This is a genomic window from Nonomuraea sp. NPDC049758 (genome assembly GCF_040674635.1).
Classification (GTDB): domain Bacteria; phylum Actinomycetota; class Actinomycetes; order Streptosporangiales; family Streptosporangiaceae; genus Nonomuraea.
In genome coordinates this window covers 521,314-539,909 of the sequence record NZ_JBFAMZ010000001.1, presented here as the reverse complement: position 1 = coordinate 539,909, position 18,596 = coordinate 521,314, and the positions used below count along the sequence as shown (strand labels likewise).

At 75.6% G+C, this 18,596-nt stretch carries 13 protein-coding genes; 5 read left to right on the top strand and 8 right to left on the bottom strand.

Translation table 11 applies throughout. The annotated features are described in order from the left end of the window. Window positions 1-3: 3 nt before the first annotated feature. Both AB0J46_RS02525 and AB0J46_RS02520 read left to right on the top strand, forming a co-directional pair. A complete protein-coding gene (locus AB0J46_RS02525; RefSeq protein WP_364325362.1) occupies window positions 4-876 on the top strand; it encodes a PfkB family carbohydrate kinase in 873 nt (290 codons plus the stop codon). A gap of 43 nt (window positions 877-919) precedes the next feature. After that, window positions 920-2,008, top strand: a complete 1,089-nt coding sequence (locus AB0J46_RS02520; protein WP_352349572.1) for a LacI family DNA-binding transcriptional regulator — start codon at window positions 920-922, stop codon at window positions 2,006-2,008. A 15-nt stretch (window positions 2,009-2,023) separates the two neighbouring features. Here AB0J46_RS02520 and AB0J46_RS02515 read toward each other — a convergent pair whose 3' ends face one another. Both AB0J46_RS02515 and AB0J46_RS02510 read right to left on the bottom strand, forming a co-directional pair. Further along, on the bottom strand, window positions 2,024-2,311 hold the full coding sequence (locus AB0J46_RS02515; RefSeq protein WP_364325358.1) for a DUF3040 domain-containing protein: 288 nt from the start codon (window positions 2,309-2,311) through the stop codon (window positions 2,024-2,026). 360 nt (window positions 2,312-2,671) lie between these two features. Next, entirely contained in the window at window positions 2,672-3,274 is a 603-nt protein-coding gene (locus AB0J46_RS02510; RefSeq protein WP_358283061.1) for a DNA starvation/stationary phase protection protein, read from the bottom strand. A 193-nt stretch (window positions 3,275-3,467) separates the two neighbouring features. On the opposite strand from AB0J46_RS02510, the gene AB0J46_RS02505 reads away from it, so the two are divergent. After that, complete coding sequence (locus AB0J46_RS02505; protein WP_358283063.1) at window positions 3,468-3,602, top strand: hypothetical protein; 135 nt, start codon at window positions 3,468-3,470, stop codon at window positions 3,600-3,602. 101 nt (window positions 3,603-3,703) lie between these two features. On the opposite strand, the gene AB0J46_RS02500 is transcribed toward AB0J46_RS02505, so the two are convergent. Together AB0J46_RS02500 and AB0J46_RS02495 are read right to left on the bottom strand one after the other, a co-directional pair. Next, complete coding sequence (locus AB0J46_RS02500) at window positions 3,704-4,144, bottom strand: PPC domain-containing DNA-binding protein (protein WP_364325354.1); 441 nt, start codon at window positions 4,142-4,144, stop codon at window positions 3,704-3,706. Between the two features lie 37 nt (window positions 4,145-4,181). Next, window positions 4,182-4,721: a hypothetical protein gene (locus AB0J46_RS02495; RefSeq protein ID WP_364325351.1), complete on the bottom strand. Its 540-nt coding sequence runs from the start codon at window positions 4,719-4,721 to the stop codon at window positions 4,182-4,184. 99 nt (window positions 4,722-4,820) lie between these two features. Between AB0J46_RS02495 and AB0J46_RS02490 the strand changes: the two genes are divergently transcribed. After that, window positions 4,821-8,165 carry a serine/threonine-protein kinase gene (locus AB0J46_RS02490; protein ID WP_364325348.1) on the top strand — a complete coding sequence of 1,115 codons (3,345 nt, stop codon included), beginning with the start codon at window positions 4,821-4,823 and terminating at the stop codon, window positions 8,163-8,165. A 112-nt stretch (window positions 8,166-8,277) separates the two neighbouring features. Then, window positions 8,278-11,343, top strand: coding sequence for a BTAD domain-containing putative transcriptional regulator (locus tag AB0J46_RS02485; RefSeq protein ID WP_364325345.1), 3,066 nt, complete (start codon window positions 8,278-8,280; stop codon window positions 11,341-11,343). 33 nt (window positions 11,344-11,376) lie between these two features. Here the strand turns inward: AB0J46_RS02485 and AB0J46_RS02480 are convergent, their stop codons facing one another. From AB0J46_RS02480 to AB0J46_RS02465, 4 genes are all read right to left on the bottom strand, one after another. Then, the gene (locus tag AB0J46_RS02480; protein WP_364325342.1) at window positions 11,377-12,351 is read right to left on the bottom strand and encodes a hypothetical protein; all 975 of its coding nucleotides are present in this window, start codon (window positions 12,349-12,351) and stop codon (window positions 11,377-11,379) included. Next, window positions 12,351-13,751, bottom strand: a complete 1,401-nt coding sequence (locus AB0J46_RS02475; protein ID WP_364325339.1) for an AMP-binding protein — start codon at window positions 13,749-13,751, stop codon at window positions 12,351-12,353. The genes AB0J46_RS02480 and AB0J46_RS02475 overlap by 1 nt, the downstream gene beginning before the upstream one ends. A gap of 254 nt (window positions 13,752-14,005) precedes the next feature. Next, on the bottom strand, window positions 14,006-15,385 hold the full coding sequence (locus tag AB0J46_RS02470; RefSeq protein WP_364325336.1) for an FAD-dependent monooxygenase: 1,380 nt from the start codon (window positions 15,383-15,385) through the stop codon (window positions 14,006-14,008). 54 nt (window positions 15,386-15,439) lie between these two features. Further along, window positions 15,440-18,553 carry a hypothetical protein gene (locus tag AB0J46_RS02465; protein ID WP_364325333.1) on the bottom strand — a complete coding sequence of 1,038 codons (3,114 nt, stop codon included), beginning with the start codon at window positions 18,551-18,553 and terminating at the stop codon, window positions 15,440-15,442. Between the last annotated feature and the right edge of the window lie 43 nt (window positions 18,554-18,596).

Genomic DNA, 18,596 nt, shown 5'->3' with positions numbered 1-18,596 from the left:
AACATGAGAGTCCTCGGCTTCGGCGACAACATCGTCGACCGGTTCGTCGATCGGGGCATCGACTATCCGGGCGGCAACAGCGTGAACGTCGCCGTCTACGCGGGCCGCCTCGGCGTCGAGGCCGCCTACCTCGGGGTCTTCGGCGACGACGACCTCGGCGGCTTCCTGCGCGAGGCGGTCGCCGCGCAGGGCGTCGCCGTCGACCGCTGCGTGGTGCGTCCCGGCGAGAGCGGCGTGTCGCGGCTGCGCGTGGACGACGGCGACCGGGTCTTCCTGGGCTGGAACGGCGGCGGCGTCACCGTGCGGGAGCCGCTGGCGCTGACCGGCGACCTGCTCGCCTACGCCGGCTCGTTCGACCTGGTGCACTCCAGCGTCTACTCCGGCAGCGAGGACGAGCTGCCCGCGCTGGCCGGCCTGCGCCCCCTGGTCAGCTTCGACCTGTCCAGCGAGGACGACTACCGCGCCCCCGCCTACCTGGACCGCGTCTGCCCGCACGCCGACCTGGTGCTCCTGTCCTGCTCCCACCTGGACGCGGCTGGCACCCGCGACCTGCTGGCCCGTGCCGTGGCGAGCGGCGCCCGCCTGGCCCTCGGCACCAGGGGCGTGGACGGCGCGATGGCCTACGACGGCCACGACCTGGTCGCCGCCCCCGCCCGGCTGGTCGAGGACCCGGGCAAGATCGTCGACACCATGGGCTGCGGGGACGCGTTCCTGGCCGGGTTCGCCGTCTCCCTGCTGCGCGACGGCTGGCGCAAGGGCGCCGCGCCCGGCCGCGGGTCGGTCCTGCGGGCGCTGCTGGCCGGCGCGGAGACCGCCTACGACCAGTGCTTCGTCGAAGGCGCCTTCGGCTTCGGCAGGCCCGCTCCGCGCGGCTAGCATGGGCGTGCCCGCGACCCCCCAGAAACGAGGAACCCGTTCGATGGCAGCCGACCGGAGCCAGTCGGGGCGGCCGACGATCTCGGAGGTGGCCGCCGAGGCCGGCGTCGGCCGCGCCACCGCGGCCCGCACCCTCGGCGGCTACGGCTATGTCAGCCCGGAGCTGCGCGAACGGGTGCTGGCGGCGGCCGAGAAGCTCGGCTACCGCACCAACGCCCTGGCCCGCAGCATGTCCACCGGGGTCAGCCACACGCTCGGCGTGATCCTGGCCGACATCGGCAACCCGTTCTTCGCGGGTGTCATGCGCGGCATCTCCGACGCCTCGCGCGCCCGCGGGTTCGACACGATCGTGCTGAGCACGTACGAGCGGCTCGACGAGGAGGTGGCGGCCACCGACGTGCTCATCGACAAGCGGGTCGACGGCGTCATCATCGCCTCGGCGGCCGTGGGCCGCGACGAGGTCAAGCACATCAGGGCGGCCATGGGCCGGGGCATCCCGATCGTGCTGGTCGACCGCGCGGTCGCGCCGCTCGACCTCGACACGGTCGTCATCGACAACCGCGGCGCGGCCCGCGAGGCGGTCGAGGTGATGATCGCGGCCGGCCACCGGCGCATCGGGTTCGTGTGGGGGCCGTCCTCGGTCGATCCGCCCGTGACCAGGCGGGCGCTGCTGGAGAAGGCCCGCAACGTGTGGACCGACGGCGAGCGCCTGCGCGGCTACCTCGACGCGCTCGACGACGCCCGTATCCCCTTCGATCCCGAGCTGGTCATGACCGGCCCGAAGACCGAGGAGTGGGCCACCCAGGAGGTGGCCCGCATGCTGGCGCTGCCCGACCGCACCACCGCCCTGTTCTGCACCGAGACCGACGCCGTGACCGGGGCGCTGCGGGCCGTGCGCGCCGCCGGGCTTTCCTACCCGGCCGACATCTCGCTCATCGGCTTCGACGACAGCGCCTGGGCGGCCGTCATGGACCCGCCGCTGACGATGATCGAGCAGCCGGTCCACCAGCTCGGCGCGAAGGCCGCCGAGGTGCTGCTCGACGTGCTCGACGGGGCCGAGCCGCGGCACGACGTGCACACGCTGCGCTCGCGCCTGGTCACCCGCGCCTCGGTCGCCCCGCCGCCGTCCTGAGCGGGTGGCCGGCGGTCAGGGATGGGTGACCTGGGGCGAGGTGGTCACCACCTCGCGCGTGGGGCGCGGCGCGGGCGTGGTGCGCGGACGGCCCGCCGCCACGAACACGACCGCCGACAGCAGCGTCATCGCGACCACGATGACCAGGATGAACGCCATCTCCCTGCGGGTCACCGGGCAGCGGCGGCGGCGGGCCGGTTTGGCGTTGAGCGCGTCGATGCGGCAGGCGAAGTCGCGGTCCTGCCAGCGCAGATCCTGCTCGATCTCGGCCAGGATGCGGCGTTCGCGGTCCGACAGGCTCATGGCCGCCGCTCCCGTCCCGCGACGCCGTGGGCGGGGGCGGGCGGTGAGGTCAGCGGTTCGGTCATGTCGTTCTCCGTCGCTCCCGGTCAGAAGTAGCCCCCGTCAGGGCGGCCCGGTCGGGGTCGGCCTGGTCAGAGGGCGTCCCGCTGGTGAGGCACGCCTTCGTGGCGGCGCGCTCTGGCGGGTCGCCGGCGGCCCCGAAGGCCCGCGATTCCTGGCGTACCCGGCGGCGCAGGCTCGATGCGGCGCCTTACCGCGCCCGGTATGAACCGTTACGCCCGGTGTGCGATGTCCGCCCAAATCCAGACATTTCCTTCACCTGGCGTCGATTTCCGGCTTACCGGACATCGGGCGGGCCGGTCAGCTGTCCGGCTTCTCCACCAGCGGGGTGTCCACCAGGTGCTCGATCAGGAACCAGGTCTGGAGCTCGTTCGTCCTGATGACGTCGGAGACCAGCAGGTCGTTGGTGCCGTCGTCGCCCATCTCCTGCGCCCGGGCGGCCGCGTCGTGGGCGGCCACGAGGATGGTCTCGTGCGCCTCGATCAGGCGCGAGAGCATGGCGGGCACCTCCTCGCAGCCGTTCGGCGGGCGCGGGATCACGGTGATCTCGGCCACGTGCCGCGGGTCGCCCACCGCGACGCCGCCGAGGGTCTGCACGCGCTCGGCCATCTCGTCCACCAGCGCGATCTGCTCCGAGGCGTGCTTGTCCAGCAGGAGGTGGAGCTGGTAGAAGGTCGGGCCGCGCATCAGCCAGTGGTGCTTCTTGTACAGGCTGTAGAGGATCTGGGTGTCGGCCAGGATCTGGTTGAGGCGCTGGCAGGAGTACTCGCGCGCGTCACGGGAGAGGCCGAGCGGGAACATCCGCACGGTGCCGTACTCCTGGATCTCCACGCCGTTCACGTGCAGCCACGGCTGGCTGTCGGGCTTCGACCGGGTCGGCTTGGCGGAACGTTTGGTGGGCATGTACATCTCCTCAGATAGTCGGAACAATCGCCCGTAAACCTCCCCTCCGGCGCGCCAAGCGCCCCCACGAGCCCGCACAAGAGCCGGTCAACATCCGGTGCCCGCGATCGTTTGCCCGCAGGTCAGAGGGGTAGCCGGAGCGATGGGCGCGGGGAGGGAGCCCCGTGCCCGGTCCGCCGGGAGGGGGATGACCATGCGACGCAAAGAGCCCGAGGACGAAGAGACGCCCGCGGCCGACCTCGAAGGCCCCGCAGGCGAGGAAGAGTACGACGAGGAACGCGAGCGCTTCGAGCACATGAAGGAACTGAACCCGGACGACTTCGAGTGACCGCCGCCGCCCGGCGACCGGGCGGGAGCGGGCCGGGCAGGGCCGACGGCCGGGCGGGGACGGCGCAGGTGGAGAGGTCAGCGGCGGCGCAGGCCGTGGGGTCAGCGCAGGTCGATGAGGGCCAGGCCGGTGGCGGGGTCGTGGCGGCGCCGCAGGTAGCTGGGGGACTGCGTGACGATCACCTCCAGCGTCGGCCACACCTGGCCGCCCAGCAGGTGGCCGCCGCGGGTCGTGCCGTCGGGCAGGCCCACGACCGCATGGGCGTGCAGGGTGGGCCGCACGTCGTCGTCGGGCATGGCGAAGTCGCCGATCAGGGAGAGCACCTCGGTCTGGCGGTCGACCGGGATCGGGACGTAGCGGAGCGCCTCCGGGTCGAAGAAGCCCAGCGTGACCTGCCGGAACCCGCCGATGCCGGTCAGCCGGGCGGCGCGGACGCCGTTGTCGGCGGCCCACGCCGTCAGGCTCTCGACCACCTCGTCACCGGGGTCGAGAACCACCGCGTACGTCTGCTCCTCGACGGTGGAGAGCCGCTTGCTGCGCATGACGATCTCCTGCCCGCACGGCGCGCGGGCAACCCGGTCACTTCCAGACGGCCTTGGCCAGGATGTTCCCCAGCCCGGGGGTCTTCCACTGGTCGACGACCAGCACCTTCTCCTTGCGCAGGTACCAGATGCGCTGGGTGAAGGACACCGGGACCGGCTTGCTGGTCTTCGTCTGGCAGCCCAGTCTCCACTCGGTGAAGCGGGCCTGGTGCCCCGCCCCCACCTGCACGGTCGCGGCGCGGGACGGCCGGACGGGCGGCACGCCCTCCAGGTAGCGCCGGTCCGGGACGCACTCCACGACCCCGCTGCTGGGGTGGTACGGCTGGCCCGGCCGGTACGTGCCGCCCTCGGAGGCGTAGGCGATGGCCCGCGGCCCGCCGAGGGAGAAGCCGGGGCACTCCGTCGCCCGCTTGGAGCAGGCCCCGGTGATCACGTCGAGCCCGCCGATCGGATCCTTCTTCACCTTCCAGGAGACCGGTATCTGGATGGTGAACCCCCGGAACGACACGGGTTTGGTGGCCTGCGCGGGCGTTCCGGTCAGAACGAGTGCCGCGCTGAGCGTCAAGGTCATGAGCACGGCGGCGATCCTAGATCCTGACGTCGCTGGACTGTCAAGCACCGATAAATCGGCAAAAATGATCGCAACTTTGCTGGCGATCATCGCATCCAACCAGCCGTGAACGCGTTGACCCCCGACGACCCGCAACGCCTGGGCGGCTACTGGCTCGCCGGACGGCTGGGCGCCGGCGGTCAGGGCGTCGTCTACGAGGCCTACGCCGAGGACGGCGCCCGGGTGGCGATCAAGGTGCTGCACGGCGACGAGGCCGGACGGCTGGCCAGGGAGGCCGAGGCGGCGCGGCGGGTCGCCTCGTTCTGCACCGCCCGCGTGCTCGCCGCCGAACTGGACGGCCCGCGCCCCCACATCGTCAGCGAGTACGTCGCCGGGCCGAGCCTGCGCCAGGCGATCGCCGCAGGACGCCGCTTCCTCGGCGGCGACCTGCACCGCCTGGCCACGGCGGTGGCGACGGCGCTCACCGCCATCCACGAGGCCGGCGTGGTGCACCGCGACCTCAAACCGGACAACGTGCTGCTCGGCCCGGACGGCCCGCGGGTCATCGACTTCGGCATCGCGCGCACCGCCGAGATGTCCCTGACCGCGACCGGCCTGGTGACCGGCACGCCGACGTACATGGCGCCCGAGGTGTTCGGCGGCCAGCGGGCCGGCGCGCCCGCGGACGTGTTCGCCTGGGGCTGCGTCGTGCTCTACGCGGCCACGGGCGCCGACCCGTTCGAGGCCGAGAGCCTGGGCGGGGTGATGCACCGGGTGTTGTCGGCCACGCCCGACCTGGCCGCGCTGCCGGACTCGCTGCGCCCGCTGGTGTCGGCGGCGCTGAGCAAGGAGCCCGGCCGGCGTCCCGAGGCCCGTCAGCTGCTGCTCGCGCTGGTCAGCGGGGACGGCGGGCTCGACACCGCGCGGCTGCTCGAACGCGGCCGACAGGCCGCCCACGTCGCCGGGACGGTCGCCGACCCGGCGCTCGGCACGCTGGCCGAGGACTCCTACACGCTGCTGGCCCCCGCGGAGCGGGAGCTGGCGCCCGAGGTGTTCCTGCGCCTGTTCACCGTGGACGGCATGGGCGAGCTGGCCACCCGGAAGGCCGCCCTGGACGAGCTGGTGGCCGGCCGATCGGCGGCCGAGACGCCGGCGGTCACCAGGATCCTGGAGGTGTTCGCGTACCTGCTGGGCCGCGACGGCCGCGAGGTGTGGCTGGCCCGTCCGGCCCTGCCGCACGCCTGGCCGCGGCTGCGCCGCTGGATCGAGGCCAACAGGGAGGGGCTGGCCGTCCACGGTCCGATCCTGGCCGCCGTCCGGCGCTGGGACGACGGCGGCCGCAGGGACGGCGGCCTGTTCCACGGCACGATGCTGGACGAGGCTCTGAGCTGGGCGGCGACCGCCCGCCGCGACATCAGGCTGTCCCAGGCCGAGCGCGACTTCCTGGAGTCGTCGGCGCGGCTGGCCAAACGCCGGGCCCGCCGTGCCCGGCTGCTGACGTTGAGCCTGGCGGGGCTGCTGGTCGTCGCGCTGGTCGCGGGCGGCGTGGCGGTCCAGCAGAGCAGGCTCGCCGCCGCCCGCGCCGACGAGCTCCAGGACCGCCTGACGACGTCGGAGTCCACGCGCCTGGCCGCGCGCGCCGAGGCGACCCGGCGGAGCGATCCGGTGCTCGCCGGGCTGCTCGCCGTGGCCGCCTGGCGGCTGCGGCCCACGCCGCAGGCCAGGGCGGCGCTGACCGCCGCGCTCGCGCAGCGCGAGCGCGGCATGTTCCGCGACCCGGCCGCCGCCCGCAGCACCCTGCGGGCGCTGGGAGCCGACGGGCGCACGCTGCTCAGCGTCGGCCAGGACCAGGCGCGGCTCTGGGACGTGCGCACGGGCCGGCGCGTCACGCTGATCTCCGGCCTGGGCCTCGGCCGCGAGCGGGTGTCCGACATCGGGCTGTCCCCCTCGGGCCGCACGCTGGTCGCCGCCACCACGCGCCGCGCCCGCGCCTGGGACGCCGGCACCGGCCGCCCGGTCGGCGACTGGCCGCTCCACCGGATCAGGGACCTGGTCGAGGGCTGGCAGGACGTCGTCCGCCGGCACGAGGGCCGCAAGGTGATCGTCAGGCCGGACGACAGCGAGCAGTGGGAGGTCGCCGACCCCGCCGCCCGGCGCGGCACGCTGAGCCCCGACGGCCGGTGGCTGGCCACGTCCGGCGAGGGGACCCTGACACTGAAGCAGACGGAGGAAGGCTGGACAGAGGAGGTCGGCGAGGGCACGGAAGGCGTCTGGAACAAGGGCGATCCCGTCTTCGACCGCACGGGGCGGCTGCTGGCCACCGTCACCGACGCCACCGTCCAGTTCTGGCGGCTGCCCGACAGCCACCTGCTGAGCGCCGTCCCGGTGCGCGGGGACGTGGACGCCGGAACCCGCCCGGCCGCCGCCTTCGACGGCACGACCTTCCGCTACCTCGTCGGCGACCAGGTGTTCGCCGTGGACGTCGCCGACCTGGTGAACGAGCCGGTCGAGGGCCCGCCTCACGAGCGGGCCGACCTCGGCGAGGACGGGCTGCACCTCGTCGTGGACGGCACACTGCGCCAGGTCAGGGGAGGGACGTCCGGCCGCCTGCCCGCCGCGCACGCGCTCGCCTTCAGCCGCGACGGCCGGAGCCTCGCGCTGCTGTCCGGCCACGACGTCAGCGTCCTGGACACCGCGACCAGGCAGCCCGCGGGCGGGTTCACCGCGGGCGCGGGGCGGGCGCAGCCCGAGCACGTCCGCTTCAGCCCGGACGGCGCCTGGCTCGCGCTCGTGCTCGACGGTCCGGGAACCGGCGAGGACGCGGTCGAGCTGTGGGACTGGCGGGCCCGCCGCCGCCTGTGGAGCACACCCCTGAGCCAGGTCGTGGACCTGACGTTCGCGCCCGACGGCGGGCGGCTGGCGGTGACCGGCCTGGACGTGCGCGTGCTGCGGGCGGCCGACGGCCGGGTCGCGGGCTCGCCGTTCAGCGTCTTCGGCAAGGACGTCCTGGGCTCCTGGGTGCGTTTCACCCACGCGGGGGACGGGCTGGTCGTGTTCGACTCGCGCGGCCGGCTGAGCACGTGGGACGCGGGCGGCCGGCGGCTGACCGAGGAGACCGAGGGCTTCTCCTTCATCGACCCGCCGGCGTACTCGCCGGTCGAGGACCTCGTCGCGGTCAACGCGGGGCAGGGCCGCGTCCGCCTGATCGACCCCAGGACGGGCGGCGACCTCGGCCTGTCCGCCGATCCGGGCGGCGGACTCGACCGCGACGAGGGCGAGCTGCTGTCGATCGCCTTCGCCCCCGACGGGTCGCACGTCCTGACGGTGGACGCCGGCGGGACCGTCGGGCGCGTCCCGGCCGCCGCCGAACTGGTGGCGCGGACGGTCTGCGCGCGCGCCGGGCGGGCGCTGACCGAGCGGGAATGGCGGACGTACGTGCCCACGCTGCCCTACCGGCCCGTCTGCGGCTGACCGCGCCGGATCAGGTCAGGGTCCCTCACCCGGGATTGTCAAAACGCCGTCGCGGGGGATGTACTGCCGTCCGGAAAGCCGATCTTTCCGTTCGGCCTACGAGGGAGGCACGGTGGACTTCGCGATCCTCGGCACGATCCGGGTCAACGGCCCCGGCGGGCGGGTGCACCTGAGCCGCAAGCAGCGGGCCGTGCTCGGCGTCCTGCTGCTCCACCCGAACGCGACCGTCTCCAGGGAGCGCCTGATCTCCGCCGTCTGGGACCATCCGCCGCGCTCGGCCCTGGCCAACATCCAGACCTACGTCCACCAGCTCCGGCGGTCCCTGGAGGGCGGCTGCCTGCTGGTGCGCACCGAGGGCTCGGGCTACGCCTGCGAGGTCCCGCCGGACAGCCTGGACCTGCTGGTGTTCGAGGACACCCTGCGGCTGGCCCGGCGGGAGCGGGCGGCGGGCGACCTGGCCGCGGCCGAGCGCGCCTACGCCGGGGCCGTCGCCCTGTGGCGCGGTGCGCCCGCCGAGGACGTGCCGCTCACCGGCGCGATGGCCCCCCGGCTCCTCGAACTGGAGGAACGCCTCGCGGTCGCCCGGTCGGAGTGGATCGACGCCCGGCTCGCCCTCCGGCAGGACGACCTCGTCGCCGAGCTGCGCGCCCTCATCGCCGCCCACCCGCTGCGCGAGCGGCTGTGGGAGCAGCTCGTGATCGCCCTGCACCGCGGCGGGCGGCGGGACGAGGCGCTGGAGGCCTTCCGCGAGGCCCGCGAGCTGCTGGTCGCCGAACTGGGCCTGGAACCCGGCCCCGAGCTGCGCCGCCTGCACGCCGCGCTGCTCGCCGGCGACCCCGACCTCGACCGGCTGCCGGGGGCGGCCGCGGCGGCCGATCCGCGCTTCCCGGCGGCCGTTCCGGCCGACCAGTGGCCCCGGGCGGCCGTCCCGCTTCAGGCGTTGTGCCAGCTTCCGGCCGACACCGCCGACTTCGTCGGCCGGGAGCCGGAGATCGCCGAGCTGCTGCCGCTGTTACGGGCGCGCCCGGACCGGCTCAGCCCGCCGATCGCGATCCTGTCGGGGCTGCCCGGCATCGGCAAGACCACGCTCGCCGTGCACCTGGCCCACCTGCTGCGCGCCGACTACCCGGGCGGCCAGCTCTTCGTCCGGCTCGGCCAGGACGCTCGCGGCCCGCGCGACCCGGGCGAGCTGCTCGACGTGCTGCTGCGCTCCCTCGGCCTGGACGGCGCCATGATCCCCGCCTCGGCGGAGGAACGCGCCGGGCTGCTCCGCCAGCGGCTGGCCGACCAGGCGGTGCTGGTGGTGCTCGACGACGCCGTGGACGAGGCTCAGCTCCGCCACCTGCTGCCGGGCACGCCGCGCGGCGCGGTCCTGGTGACCTCCCGCTCGCCGCTGCCCGCGCTGGAGGGCGCCGTCCGGCTGCCGCTCGACCTGCCCGGCGAGGGGGACGCCCGGCTGCTGCTCGAACGCGTGGCCGGCCGTGACCGGATCGGCGCCGCGCCGGACGCCGCCGAGGAGATCCTGCGTTCCTGCGGCCGGCTGCCGCTGGCGCTCAGGGTCGCCGGCGCCCGCCTGGCCATCCGCCCGGTCTGGCCGGTCCGCGAGCTGGCCACCCGCCTGGCCGGTCACGACCTGGACGAGCTGGTCGTCGGCGGCCTCGACGTGCGGGCGACGTTCGAGCCCGGCTACGCGGCGCTGCCGGAGTGGGCCAGGCACGCCTTCCGCCTGCTCGGGCTGGCCGGGCTGGACAGCGTCGCCGAGTGGACCACCGCCGCCCTGCTCGGCCTGCCCGCGCGGGAGGCCGACGCCGTCCTGGAGACGCTGGTCGCGCGCGGCATGCTCACCTCCACCGAGATCGACGCCGCCGGTCAGCCCCGCTACCGGCTGCACGACCTGCTGCGCGTCTACGCCAGGGAACGCGCCGAGGCGGAGGAGCCCGCCGGGCAGCGGCACGCCGCGCTGACCCGGCTCGCGCTGGAAAGCCTCCGCAGGACCAGGGCCGCCGCCCGCGGCCTGCCCATCCCGCTGTCCCCGCCCTACGAACGCGGAGAGCCCGCCCTCGGCACGCCCGCCGACCCGACTTCCGGCACGCCCGTCGGCACGGTGTGGTTGTCGGCCGAGCGGCGCACGCTGGTGCTCGCCGTCACCACCGCCGCCGAGCTGGGGCAGGTCGCCACCGCCGCGGAGCTGGCCCACCACCTGACGGGCTACCTGACGATGGAACGTTTCCTGGCCGACGCCGAGCGCGTCCAGCACGCGGTGATCGCGGCGGCCACCGCGGCGGGCGACGAGCGCACGGCCCTGCGGTCCAGGCTGCTGCTGGTCAACATGGACATCGAGCGGGGCCGCTACCCGGCCGCCGACGCGGCGTGCGGGGAGCTGCTGGCCGCCTTCGAGCGGGTCGGCGACCCGCACGGGGCCGCGTACGCGCTGATCAGCCGGGCCGCCGACCGCCACGGCTCGGGCCGGCTGGACGAGGCGCTGGCCGACGCGTACGCGGCGATCGAGCTGCTGGCCGCGCACGACGACGCCGCCGGCCTGGCCTACGCCTGGACGTGGCCGATCTGGATCCACATCGAACGTGGCGAGCACGACCAGGCCGTCAGGATCGCCCGTGCCCGGCTGGCGGAGACCGGCGAGGAGGACCACGGCACCCGCGGCAACCTGCTGCGCGCCCTCGGCACCGCCTGCTACCAGGCGGGCGAGACGGCCGAGGCGGTCGCGTGCTACCGCGAGAGCCTGCTGACCGCCCAGGCCGTCGGCGACCGGGTCGAGATGAGCAAGGTGCTGCGCAGGCTCGGCGAGGCGCTGGGCGCGCTCGGCCGGTTCGAGGAGGCGGCCGAGACGCTGGCGGCGAGCCTGCGGCTGTTCGTGGAGTGCGGCGACGTCCTGGGCGAGGCGCTGAGCGGGCACGCACTCGGCGTCGTCCGGCTGCGCCAGGGCGACCCGCGCGAGGCGCTGCGGCACCTGGCCGCCGCGCTGGACCGGCTCGGCCGCGACGGCCCGCAGGTGTGGCGGGCCCGCACGCTCACGGAGATGGGCCGGGCCCACGCCCGCCTCGGACGGCACGAGGAGGCGGCCGCGGCCTGGCGGCACGCCCTGCCGCTGTTCGGCGACACCCCGGAGGGCCGCCAGATCGCCGCCTACCTGAAGGACCACCCCCGCGACCAGCCGTGACGGTCACCTCCGGGCCGGGCGCGGGCCTGCGGCTCAGTCCTGGAGCCATCGCACGACCGGGGTGCCGGTCGCGCCTGCCAGGCGGGCCTCGCGGCGGGCCTGGCCCGGGGTGGCGCCCTCGCCGACGAGCGCGCCGCCGTCGTCCAGCGCGGCCCACACCCCCTCCGGCGCGCCGGCCGGGACGTCCAGCGCCCGGTTCACCGCGGGCCGGCCCGGCGCGGGCGTGCGCCGGGCCGACCACCGCCGCCAGTACAGCCACTGGACGAAGATCAGCGGGCCGAGCGCGGTCAGCAGCGGGATCGGCCGCCCGCCGCCCAGCACGACGACGATGGAGACCGCCAGCAGCACCGCCTCCAGCCCCGCCGCCCACCAGGCCGCCGCCTTCCCGTACGCCCTGACCGCCACCGCCGGCCAGATCGACAACATCAGGCAGTCCCCGAGGCCGATCAGCGAGGGGTTCTCGCCGTAGGAGGTGGCCAGCACGGGAGCGAACGGCAGCCCCTGCATGCGCTGCACGAAGTCGAGGGTCAGCGAGGACAGCCCGGTGGCCAGCGTGTCGTAGACGGTGAGCGCCACCGCCAGCGCGGCCACCTGGCCGGGCGTGACCGCCGCCTGCACCCACAGGTTCACCGCGCCGACGACGAGCAGCATCAGCAGCACGTCGTTGACCACCAGCACCCCCGCCGGCCATCCGGCGAGGTGGACGGCGACGTCGGCGGCGCACAGCAGCAGCACTGCCGCCGTCGCCCACCGGCCGCCCAGCACGGGCGCGAGCGTGAGCTGCCCCAGCGTCAGCACCACCAGCCCGAAGACCGACACCACGACGCCGGTCGGCAGGTGCAGGTACGCGAACGGCATCACCACCAGCGCGGCGACCATGACCGCGATGTCGGAGCCCACCATCCGGCCGACCGGCGGCCTGGCCATGACGTAGCGGCCCAGGTAGGCGGCGGTCAGCGCGACGGTCAGGGCGACGAGCGCGTACAGCGCCGGCACGTACGGGTTCATCACAGTCCTCGCTCGAAGCTGAGCTCCAGCAGGTCGGCGCGGAGCCGGCAGGGGGCAGGCAGGTCGTCGGCGGTCTCGACCAGGACGATGCCGTCCAAGGGCAGCCCGTGCGCCCGCTCCTCCAGGCGGCCGAGCAGGCCCGCGTCGGACTTGCCGGCCACCACGTACAGCAGGGAGCCCTCCAGCGACCAGCGCGTGGGCAGCGGCAGCGCGTGCTCGGCCTGCAGCACGTCCAGCACGTCGCGCGTGGTGAGCCCGCCGGGGGACACCCGCCCGAGCACGCGCGAGGTCGCGGGCAGCGCGGCCAGCGCGCACGACGGCTGCTCGTCCGCGCGCAGGACCCTGACCAGGTCGCCGGTGACGTACCGGAGCAGCAGGGTGGTGTCGCGGTAGGTGGAGTACGGGGTGACCACGATGGTGCCGACGGCCCCCGGCTCGGCGGGCCGCAGGGTGACGGGGTCCAGGATCTCGACCAGCCCCTGGTCGGCCGGCAGGTGCAGGTGGCCGTCGGCGCAGACCCGGCCGCCCACGGGGGCGATCTCGGTCATGGAGTAGCCGTCGCGGACCTGCGCGCCGAACGTGTGCTCCGCGCGCACGCGCAGCGCGTCGGTCAGCACCTCGCCGCCGGACCAGATCGTGCTCAGGCCGAAGTCGCCGGCCTGCCAGCCACCCCGCTCGGCCTCCTGGACCAGGGCCGCCAGGTAGGAGGCGGTCACGTTGAGCTGGGTGATCTGCGGGTGTTTGCCGGGCACGTGCATCGGCGTGGCCAGCCGGTCGAGCGCGACCGCCGGATCGACGGCGCCCAGGTGCACGAACGCGGCCCCGGTCCGCGTGACGGCCCGCTCGGTGAGGATCTGGGCGATGGACCGTGAGCTGATCGCGTTGGCCCACAGGTCGGCGGAGCGCAGGTTGCCGGCGAGCATGAGCGCCAGCGCCGACATCGAGGACATCAGCTCGATCTCGTACGCCGAGAACCACACCATGGTCGGCGTCCCGGTCGTCCCCGTCGTGTGCGCGAGCACGACCGGGCGGGCGCGGTCGGAGACGAAGGCGGCGGGCATGCCGCGCAGGTCGGCCTTGGACGTGGGCGGGATCGTGGACAGCGTCGCGGGCGTGATCGAGCCGGGGTCCACGCCGTTCGTCTCGAACCAGCGCCGGTAGTAGGGGCTCTCGGCGGCCGCGTGGCGGACCGTGCGCCGCAGCCGCCGCCGGGTCAGGTCCTCCTGGAGCTCGGGGTCGCTGCCCGCGAGCATGTCGTCGGCCCCCTCGCCGGGGGACCCGAACGTCTCCAGGGTCACGCGCATGTCGTCGGCCAGCGCGTTCACGTCCCGCAGGCGGAACCTGCGGCCCGACATCATCGACCAGGCATAACCGAGCTGGCGTACCGCGGTGCCGAACACGCCTCGTCCTTCCGCTCGTGTGGGGGGTGGCCCCCCGGGAGACGCGGTCCCCCGGGGGTGCACGCGAGGGTGATCAGCCGTTCAGCACGAAGATGGCGGTGGACAGGGCGCTGACGGCGTACTTGGCGTAACGGCGAGCGGTCTTGACCATGAGGATCTCCCTGGTTGCTCGGGGCGCACGGGTGGCGCCCGCTGAGATCCAAGGATGTGCGTGGGCGCAAGAGAGCCACTACAGGTCCACTACAAAGGGGGCCTCACACCAGCGTCAGGTAGTGGGCCAGCTCGGCTGCCGAGTCCGTGGCGATCCCGACGTGGCCGTCCGGGCGCACGAGCGTGTGCCGCACCCCGCCGTACGGCTCGGCCGGCGCGTACGTCCGCACCTGCGGGCCGCCCGGCACGCGGGGCGCGGGGTCCGGCGACAGCAGCGTGAAGTGCGGGCCGCGCAGCAGGTCGAACAGGCGCGCCCGGGAGCCGCCGGCCAGCCGCAGCGGCCCGTCGGGCATCCGCTCGCCGCCCGCGCGGGCCAGCGAGCCGCCCCGGTAGCCGACCCGGAGCTGGTAGGTCTCCTCGTCCCGCTTGTACGACTTCCGGTCGTGCAGGTCCGTGCTGAGGCCGAGCACGCGGGCGGCGACCGGGCGGCGCTCCTCCTCGTAGGTGTCCAGCAGCGACGCCGGCCCGCCGGTCAGCGCGCGGGCGAGCTTCCAGCCCAGGTTGTAGGCGTCCTGGACGCCGGTGTTGAGCCCCTGGCCGCCCGCCGGGGAGTGCACGTGGGCGGCGTCCCCGGCCAACAGCACGCGCCCGGCGCGGTAGGCGTCGGCCAGCCGGATGTTGACCCGGTAGAGCGAGGACCACAGCAGCTCGGTGACGCGGGCCGCGCGCAGCATCGAGCGTTCGGCGAAGAGCCGCTGGAAGCCGGCCAGCGTCAGGTCCGGCGTCGCGCCCGGCCGGAGCGGGGCCATGAACTGGAAGGCGTCGGTGCCGGCCATGGGGTACAGGGCGACCATCCCCCTGCCCGGCCGCACCCAGGCGTGGATGTGCTCGCGGTCCAGCCCCTCGACGCGCACGTCCCCGAGGACCATGCGCTCCTCCTCGCGGGTCTGGCCGGTGAACCCGATGCCGAGCGCCTTGCGCACCGTGCTCCTGCCGCCGTCGGCGGCGACCAGGTGGCGGGCCCGCAGCGTCGTCCCGGTGCCGAGCCGGGCCGTCACGCCGTCCGCGTCCTGCTCGAAGCCGGTCAGCTCGGCGCCGTGCTCGACCGCGCCGCCCAGCTCGGCCAGCCGTTCCCGCAGCAGCTTCTCGGTGCGCCACTGCGGGTGCATGCGCACCATCGGGTACGGCACCTGCTCGCTCGCCGCCGCCGGCCGGTGCATGCGGCCCTGGTAGACCGGCAGCCGCCCGATCCTGACCCGGATCGGCGGGTAGGGCGTCGTCCCGGCCAGGACCCGGTCGACGATCCCGAGGTCGTCGAAGATCTCCAGCGTCCGCGGCTGGAGGCCCTTGCCCTTCGAGCCCGCCGAGGGCGCCGCCGCCCGCTCGACGACGCGGTGGGCGATCCCGCGCCTGGCCAGCTCCACGGCGAGGGTGAGGCCGGTGGGCCCGGCGCCGACGATGAGCACGTCCGTCTTGTCCGTCATGGGGGGACCGTGCCAGGAGCCGCTGCCAGATCTCTGTCAGCGCCCTGCCGGAGGTCACGAGCAGGGCGGACGGTAGGGCAGGTCGTCGAAGTAGCGCCGCCACTCGGCCCGGGTGAGCGGCATCCCGGCGGCCTCGCAGACGCGCGCGGCCACCGACTCCGGCCGCAGGTCCCACAGCCGCAGGTCGTGCCCGGCGGCCGAGACGAGGGTGTGGTCGTCGGCGTACAGGACGGTCCCGAGGTCGGGGTGGGACAGCTCGGCGATCGGCCGGCGGGAGCGCAGGTCCCACAGGCGGGTGGTGCGGGAGGCGTCCGTGGTGGCCAGGGCGGCGCCGTCGGGGCTGAACCCGGCGACCAGGACGGTGCCGCCGTGCCCGCGCAGGACCGCCGGACGGGGGGCGCGGCCCGGATCGGCGATCCTCCAGACGCGGGCGGTCCGGTCGTGGCCGGTGCTGACCAGCACGTCGCCCTTCGGGCCGAAGCGCACGCCGGCCACCGCGTCGGCGTGCTCCTCGTGGTGGGCGACCTGGTCGAGGGCGCGGCGGCGCACGTCCCACAGCCGTACGCCGCGGTCGGCGCCGCCGCTGGCCAGCAGGCCGCCGCCGGGGCTGAAGTCGAGCGCGCCGACGTCGCCGAAGCCGTCGCGGGCGGCCAGGCGGCGCGGCGGGCCGGTGACGTCCCAGAGCAGCAGCCGGCCGCCGTGGTCGCCGGTGGCCAGGACGCGTCCGTCGGGGCTGAGCGCGGCGACCGCGAGGCCGCGCACCGGCAGCCGGACGTGCCGGGCCGGGCGGTAGGGGTCGCGGATGTCCCACACGGTCACGGCCACGCCGCGCTCGACGGTGGCCAGGCGGCGGCCGTCGCCGCTCAGCGCCGGAGCGGCGGCTGCTGGAACGTTCCAGCGTGCCAGCAGCACGCGGTGGCGGGGATCGCGGACGTCCCACAGCGCGCCGCCGCGCGTGCCGGTCGTGGCCATGAGCGTCCGGTCCCGGCTCAGGACCAGCCCGGTCACCGGGTCGGGCACGCGCACCGGATGGCGCCACTGGTAGAAGGCGCCGGCTGCCGAACCGGTGGCCAGCGCCTGGCCGTCGGCGGTGAAGGCGAGGCCGAGCACGCGGTCGGGGTGCGGGAACGAGGTGACCTCCGCGCGGGTGGCCACACTCCACAGCCGGACCGCGCGGTCATCGCCGGCCGCGGCCAGGACGGTGCCGTCCGGGCTGAACGCCAGGGCGCCGGCGGGGTCGCCGTACCGGACGGGCCGGTCGCAGCGGCGGGCGCGCAGGAGGCAGAGCCAGGTGCCGCGGGCGGGCGCCGACCAGGCCAGCGCACCGCCGTCGGGGCTGATCGCGAGCGCGGCGGGGCCGTCCTGGAGGCCGGTCGCGATCGTGTCCGCGGGGGAGGCGGGCCGCGCCGGGTCCCACAGGCGCACGCTGCCGTCGTCGTGGCCGGTCACCACCGTGTCGTCGCCGACGGCGAAGCGGGTGACCTGGGCGGAGGCGCGTACCGGGGGCAGGGCGACCGGGCGGCCGGCGAGCCGCCAGCGCCGGACGCCGTGCGCGGCGGCGGCCAGCACCGTGCGGCCGTCCGGCGTGAACGCCGCCGTCGCCGCGCCGGGCAGGGCGGCGACGTGCCGGGGTCGGGCGGGGTCCACGACGTTCCACACCTCGACCCCTTGCCGGGTGGCCGCCAGCAGGACGCGGTCCCCGCCGGACGGCCGGAAGGCGAGCGCGCCGACCGGCCCGGCGGCCCGCGGCAGGGTGGCCAGCGGGGTGCGGCGGCGCGAGTCGGTGGCGTCCCACAGCTCGACCACGCCGTTGTCGGCGCCGGTCGCGAGCAGGGCGTGGTCCTGGCTGTAGGCGATCGCCCGCAGCCGGTCGCCGGCCGAGCGCAGGCGGGTGGCGTACGGCTCGGCGGTGTCGAGCAGCGTGCCGCGGGTGCCCGGGGTGTCGGCCAGGCCCTGGGCGGCCACCGCCACCTGCATCGCCAGCGCCGGGTCCGTGGCCCGCAGCGCCCGTGCCTGGACGGCGGCCCGCTCGGCGAGCGCGGTGACGCGGGCGGCGCTCGCCCGGCCGCTCTTCTGCCACGCCAGCCCCGCGCCCGCCCCGGCGACCAGCACCAGCACCACCAGCGCCACGACCAGCCCCCGCACCCTCCGCCCGACCGGACACCCCCTGCCGCCCCCACCGGAGCCGGAGGAGAGTGCCGCGGCCCCTCCGCGAGGGGAGGAAGCCGCCGCCTCCGGGCCAGGAGAAGGCCCAACGGGCTCCCCGAGAGGAGGGGGCTCCTGCCGGTCAGGGGAGGGAGGAGCGGGTTTCTTCCGGTCGAGGGAGAGCAGAGCGGGTTTCTCCCGGTCGGGGGAGGGGGGAGTGGGCGCGGGGCCGGGGGGGAGGGGTGGTGCGGTGGCGTGCCGGTAGGCGGCGTGGGTGAGCGTGTCGCCGTCGCGGCGGTGCCAGGTGGCGCGCATCGCGTGGGACAGGCGCGGCAGCGCGTCGGCCACCGCCGGGGCGTCGTCGCGGACGCCCAGGTCGTGCAGGATCGTCTCGGCCAGCCCCGGCTCCAGGGACAGCCCGGCGACCCGGGCCGGTTCGGTGATCGCGCGGCGCAGCTCGTCGCCGGTCATCGGCCCGAGCGGCAGCGACCGCGTCCGCAGCGCCTCGACCAGCGGCGGAAACCCCAGGCACCGCTCGTAGCAGCCGGCCCGCATCCCGATCACCACCGGCAGCCCGCCCGCCGCGAGCGCGCACAGCTCCTCGACGTACGCCTTGCCCCCGGCCCCCACCCGAGCCGTGAACAGCTCCTCGAACCGGTCGACCACCAGCAGCGCGCACTCCTCCACCGGTCGCCCCCCGCCCCGGACCGGCGAACCGGGCGTACGCCACAACACCCCGGCGCGCCCCCGCTCGGTCGCCACCGCCGGCGAACCCGCCAGGACGGCCGGCACCAGCCCCGCGGCCAGCACCGACGTCTTGCCCGACCCCGCCGCCCCGGCCAGCACCACGGGATGGGCGGCGCGCGGCTCCCCGAGCAGCCCCACCAGCTCGGACACGACCCGCTCGCGCCCGAAGAACCACCTGGCGTCCCCGGTCGTGAACGGCCCCGGCGGCCAGGGGCACGGATCCCGCGCGCACCGGTCCCGCTCGCTCCCCAGCCCCGCGCCGAACCCGTCGTCCATCCCGCTCCCGTCACTCACTGAAGTTGATCGGGGACTCAGGGTA

What these genes read in the sequence shown, in the direction of transcription:
- AB0J46_RS02500 (WP_364325354.1), bottom strand. Translation starts at nt 4,144, where the DNA reads ATGCGCAGCAAGCGGCTCTCCACCGTCGAGGAGCAGACGTACGCGGTG.
- AB0J46_RS02520 (WP_352349572.1), top strand. Translation starts at nt 920, where the DNA reads ATGGCAGCCGACCGGAGCCAGTCGGGGCGGCCGACGATCTCGGAGGTG.
- AB0J46_RS02505 (WP_358283063.1), top strand. Translation starts at nt 3,468, where the DNA reads ATGCGACGCAAAGAGCCCGAGGACGAAGAGACGCCCGCGGCCGACCTC.
- AB0J46_RS02525 (WP_364325362.1), top strand. Translation starts at nt 4, where the DNA reads ATGAGAGTCCTCGGCTTCGGCGACAACATCGTCGACCGGTTCGTCGAT.
- AB0J46_RS02515 (WP_364325358.1), bottom strand. Translation starts at nt 2,311, where the DNA reads ATGAGCCTGTCGGACCGCGAACGCCGCATCCTGGCCGAGATCGAGCAG.
- AB0J46_RS02510 (WP_358283061.1), bottom strand. Translation starts at nt 3,274, where the DNA reads ATGCCCACCAAACGTTCCGCCAAGCCGACCCGGTCGAAGCCCGACAGC.
- AB0J46_RS02465 (WP_364325333.1), bottom strand. Translation starts at nt 18,553, where the DNA reads ATGGACGACGGGTTCGGCGCGGGGCTGGGGAGCGAGCGGGACCGGTGC.
- AB0J46_RS02470 (WP_364325336.1), bottom strand. Translation starts at nt 15,385, where the DNA reads ATGACGGACAAGACGGACGTGCTCATCGTCGGCGCCGGGCCCACCGGC.
- AB0J46_RS02480 (WP_364325342.1), bottom strand. Translation starts at nt 12,351, where the DNA reads ATGAACCCGTACGTGCCGGCGCTGTACGCGCTCGTCGCCCTGACCGTC.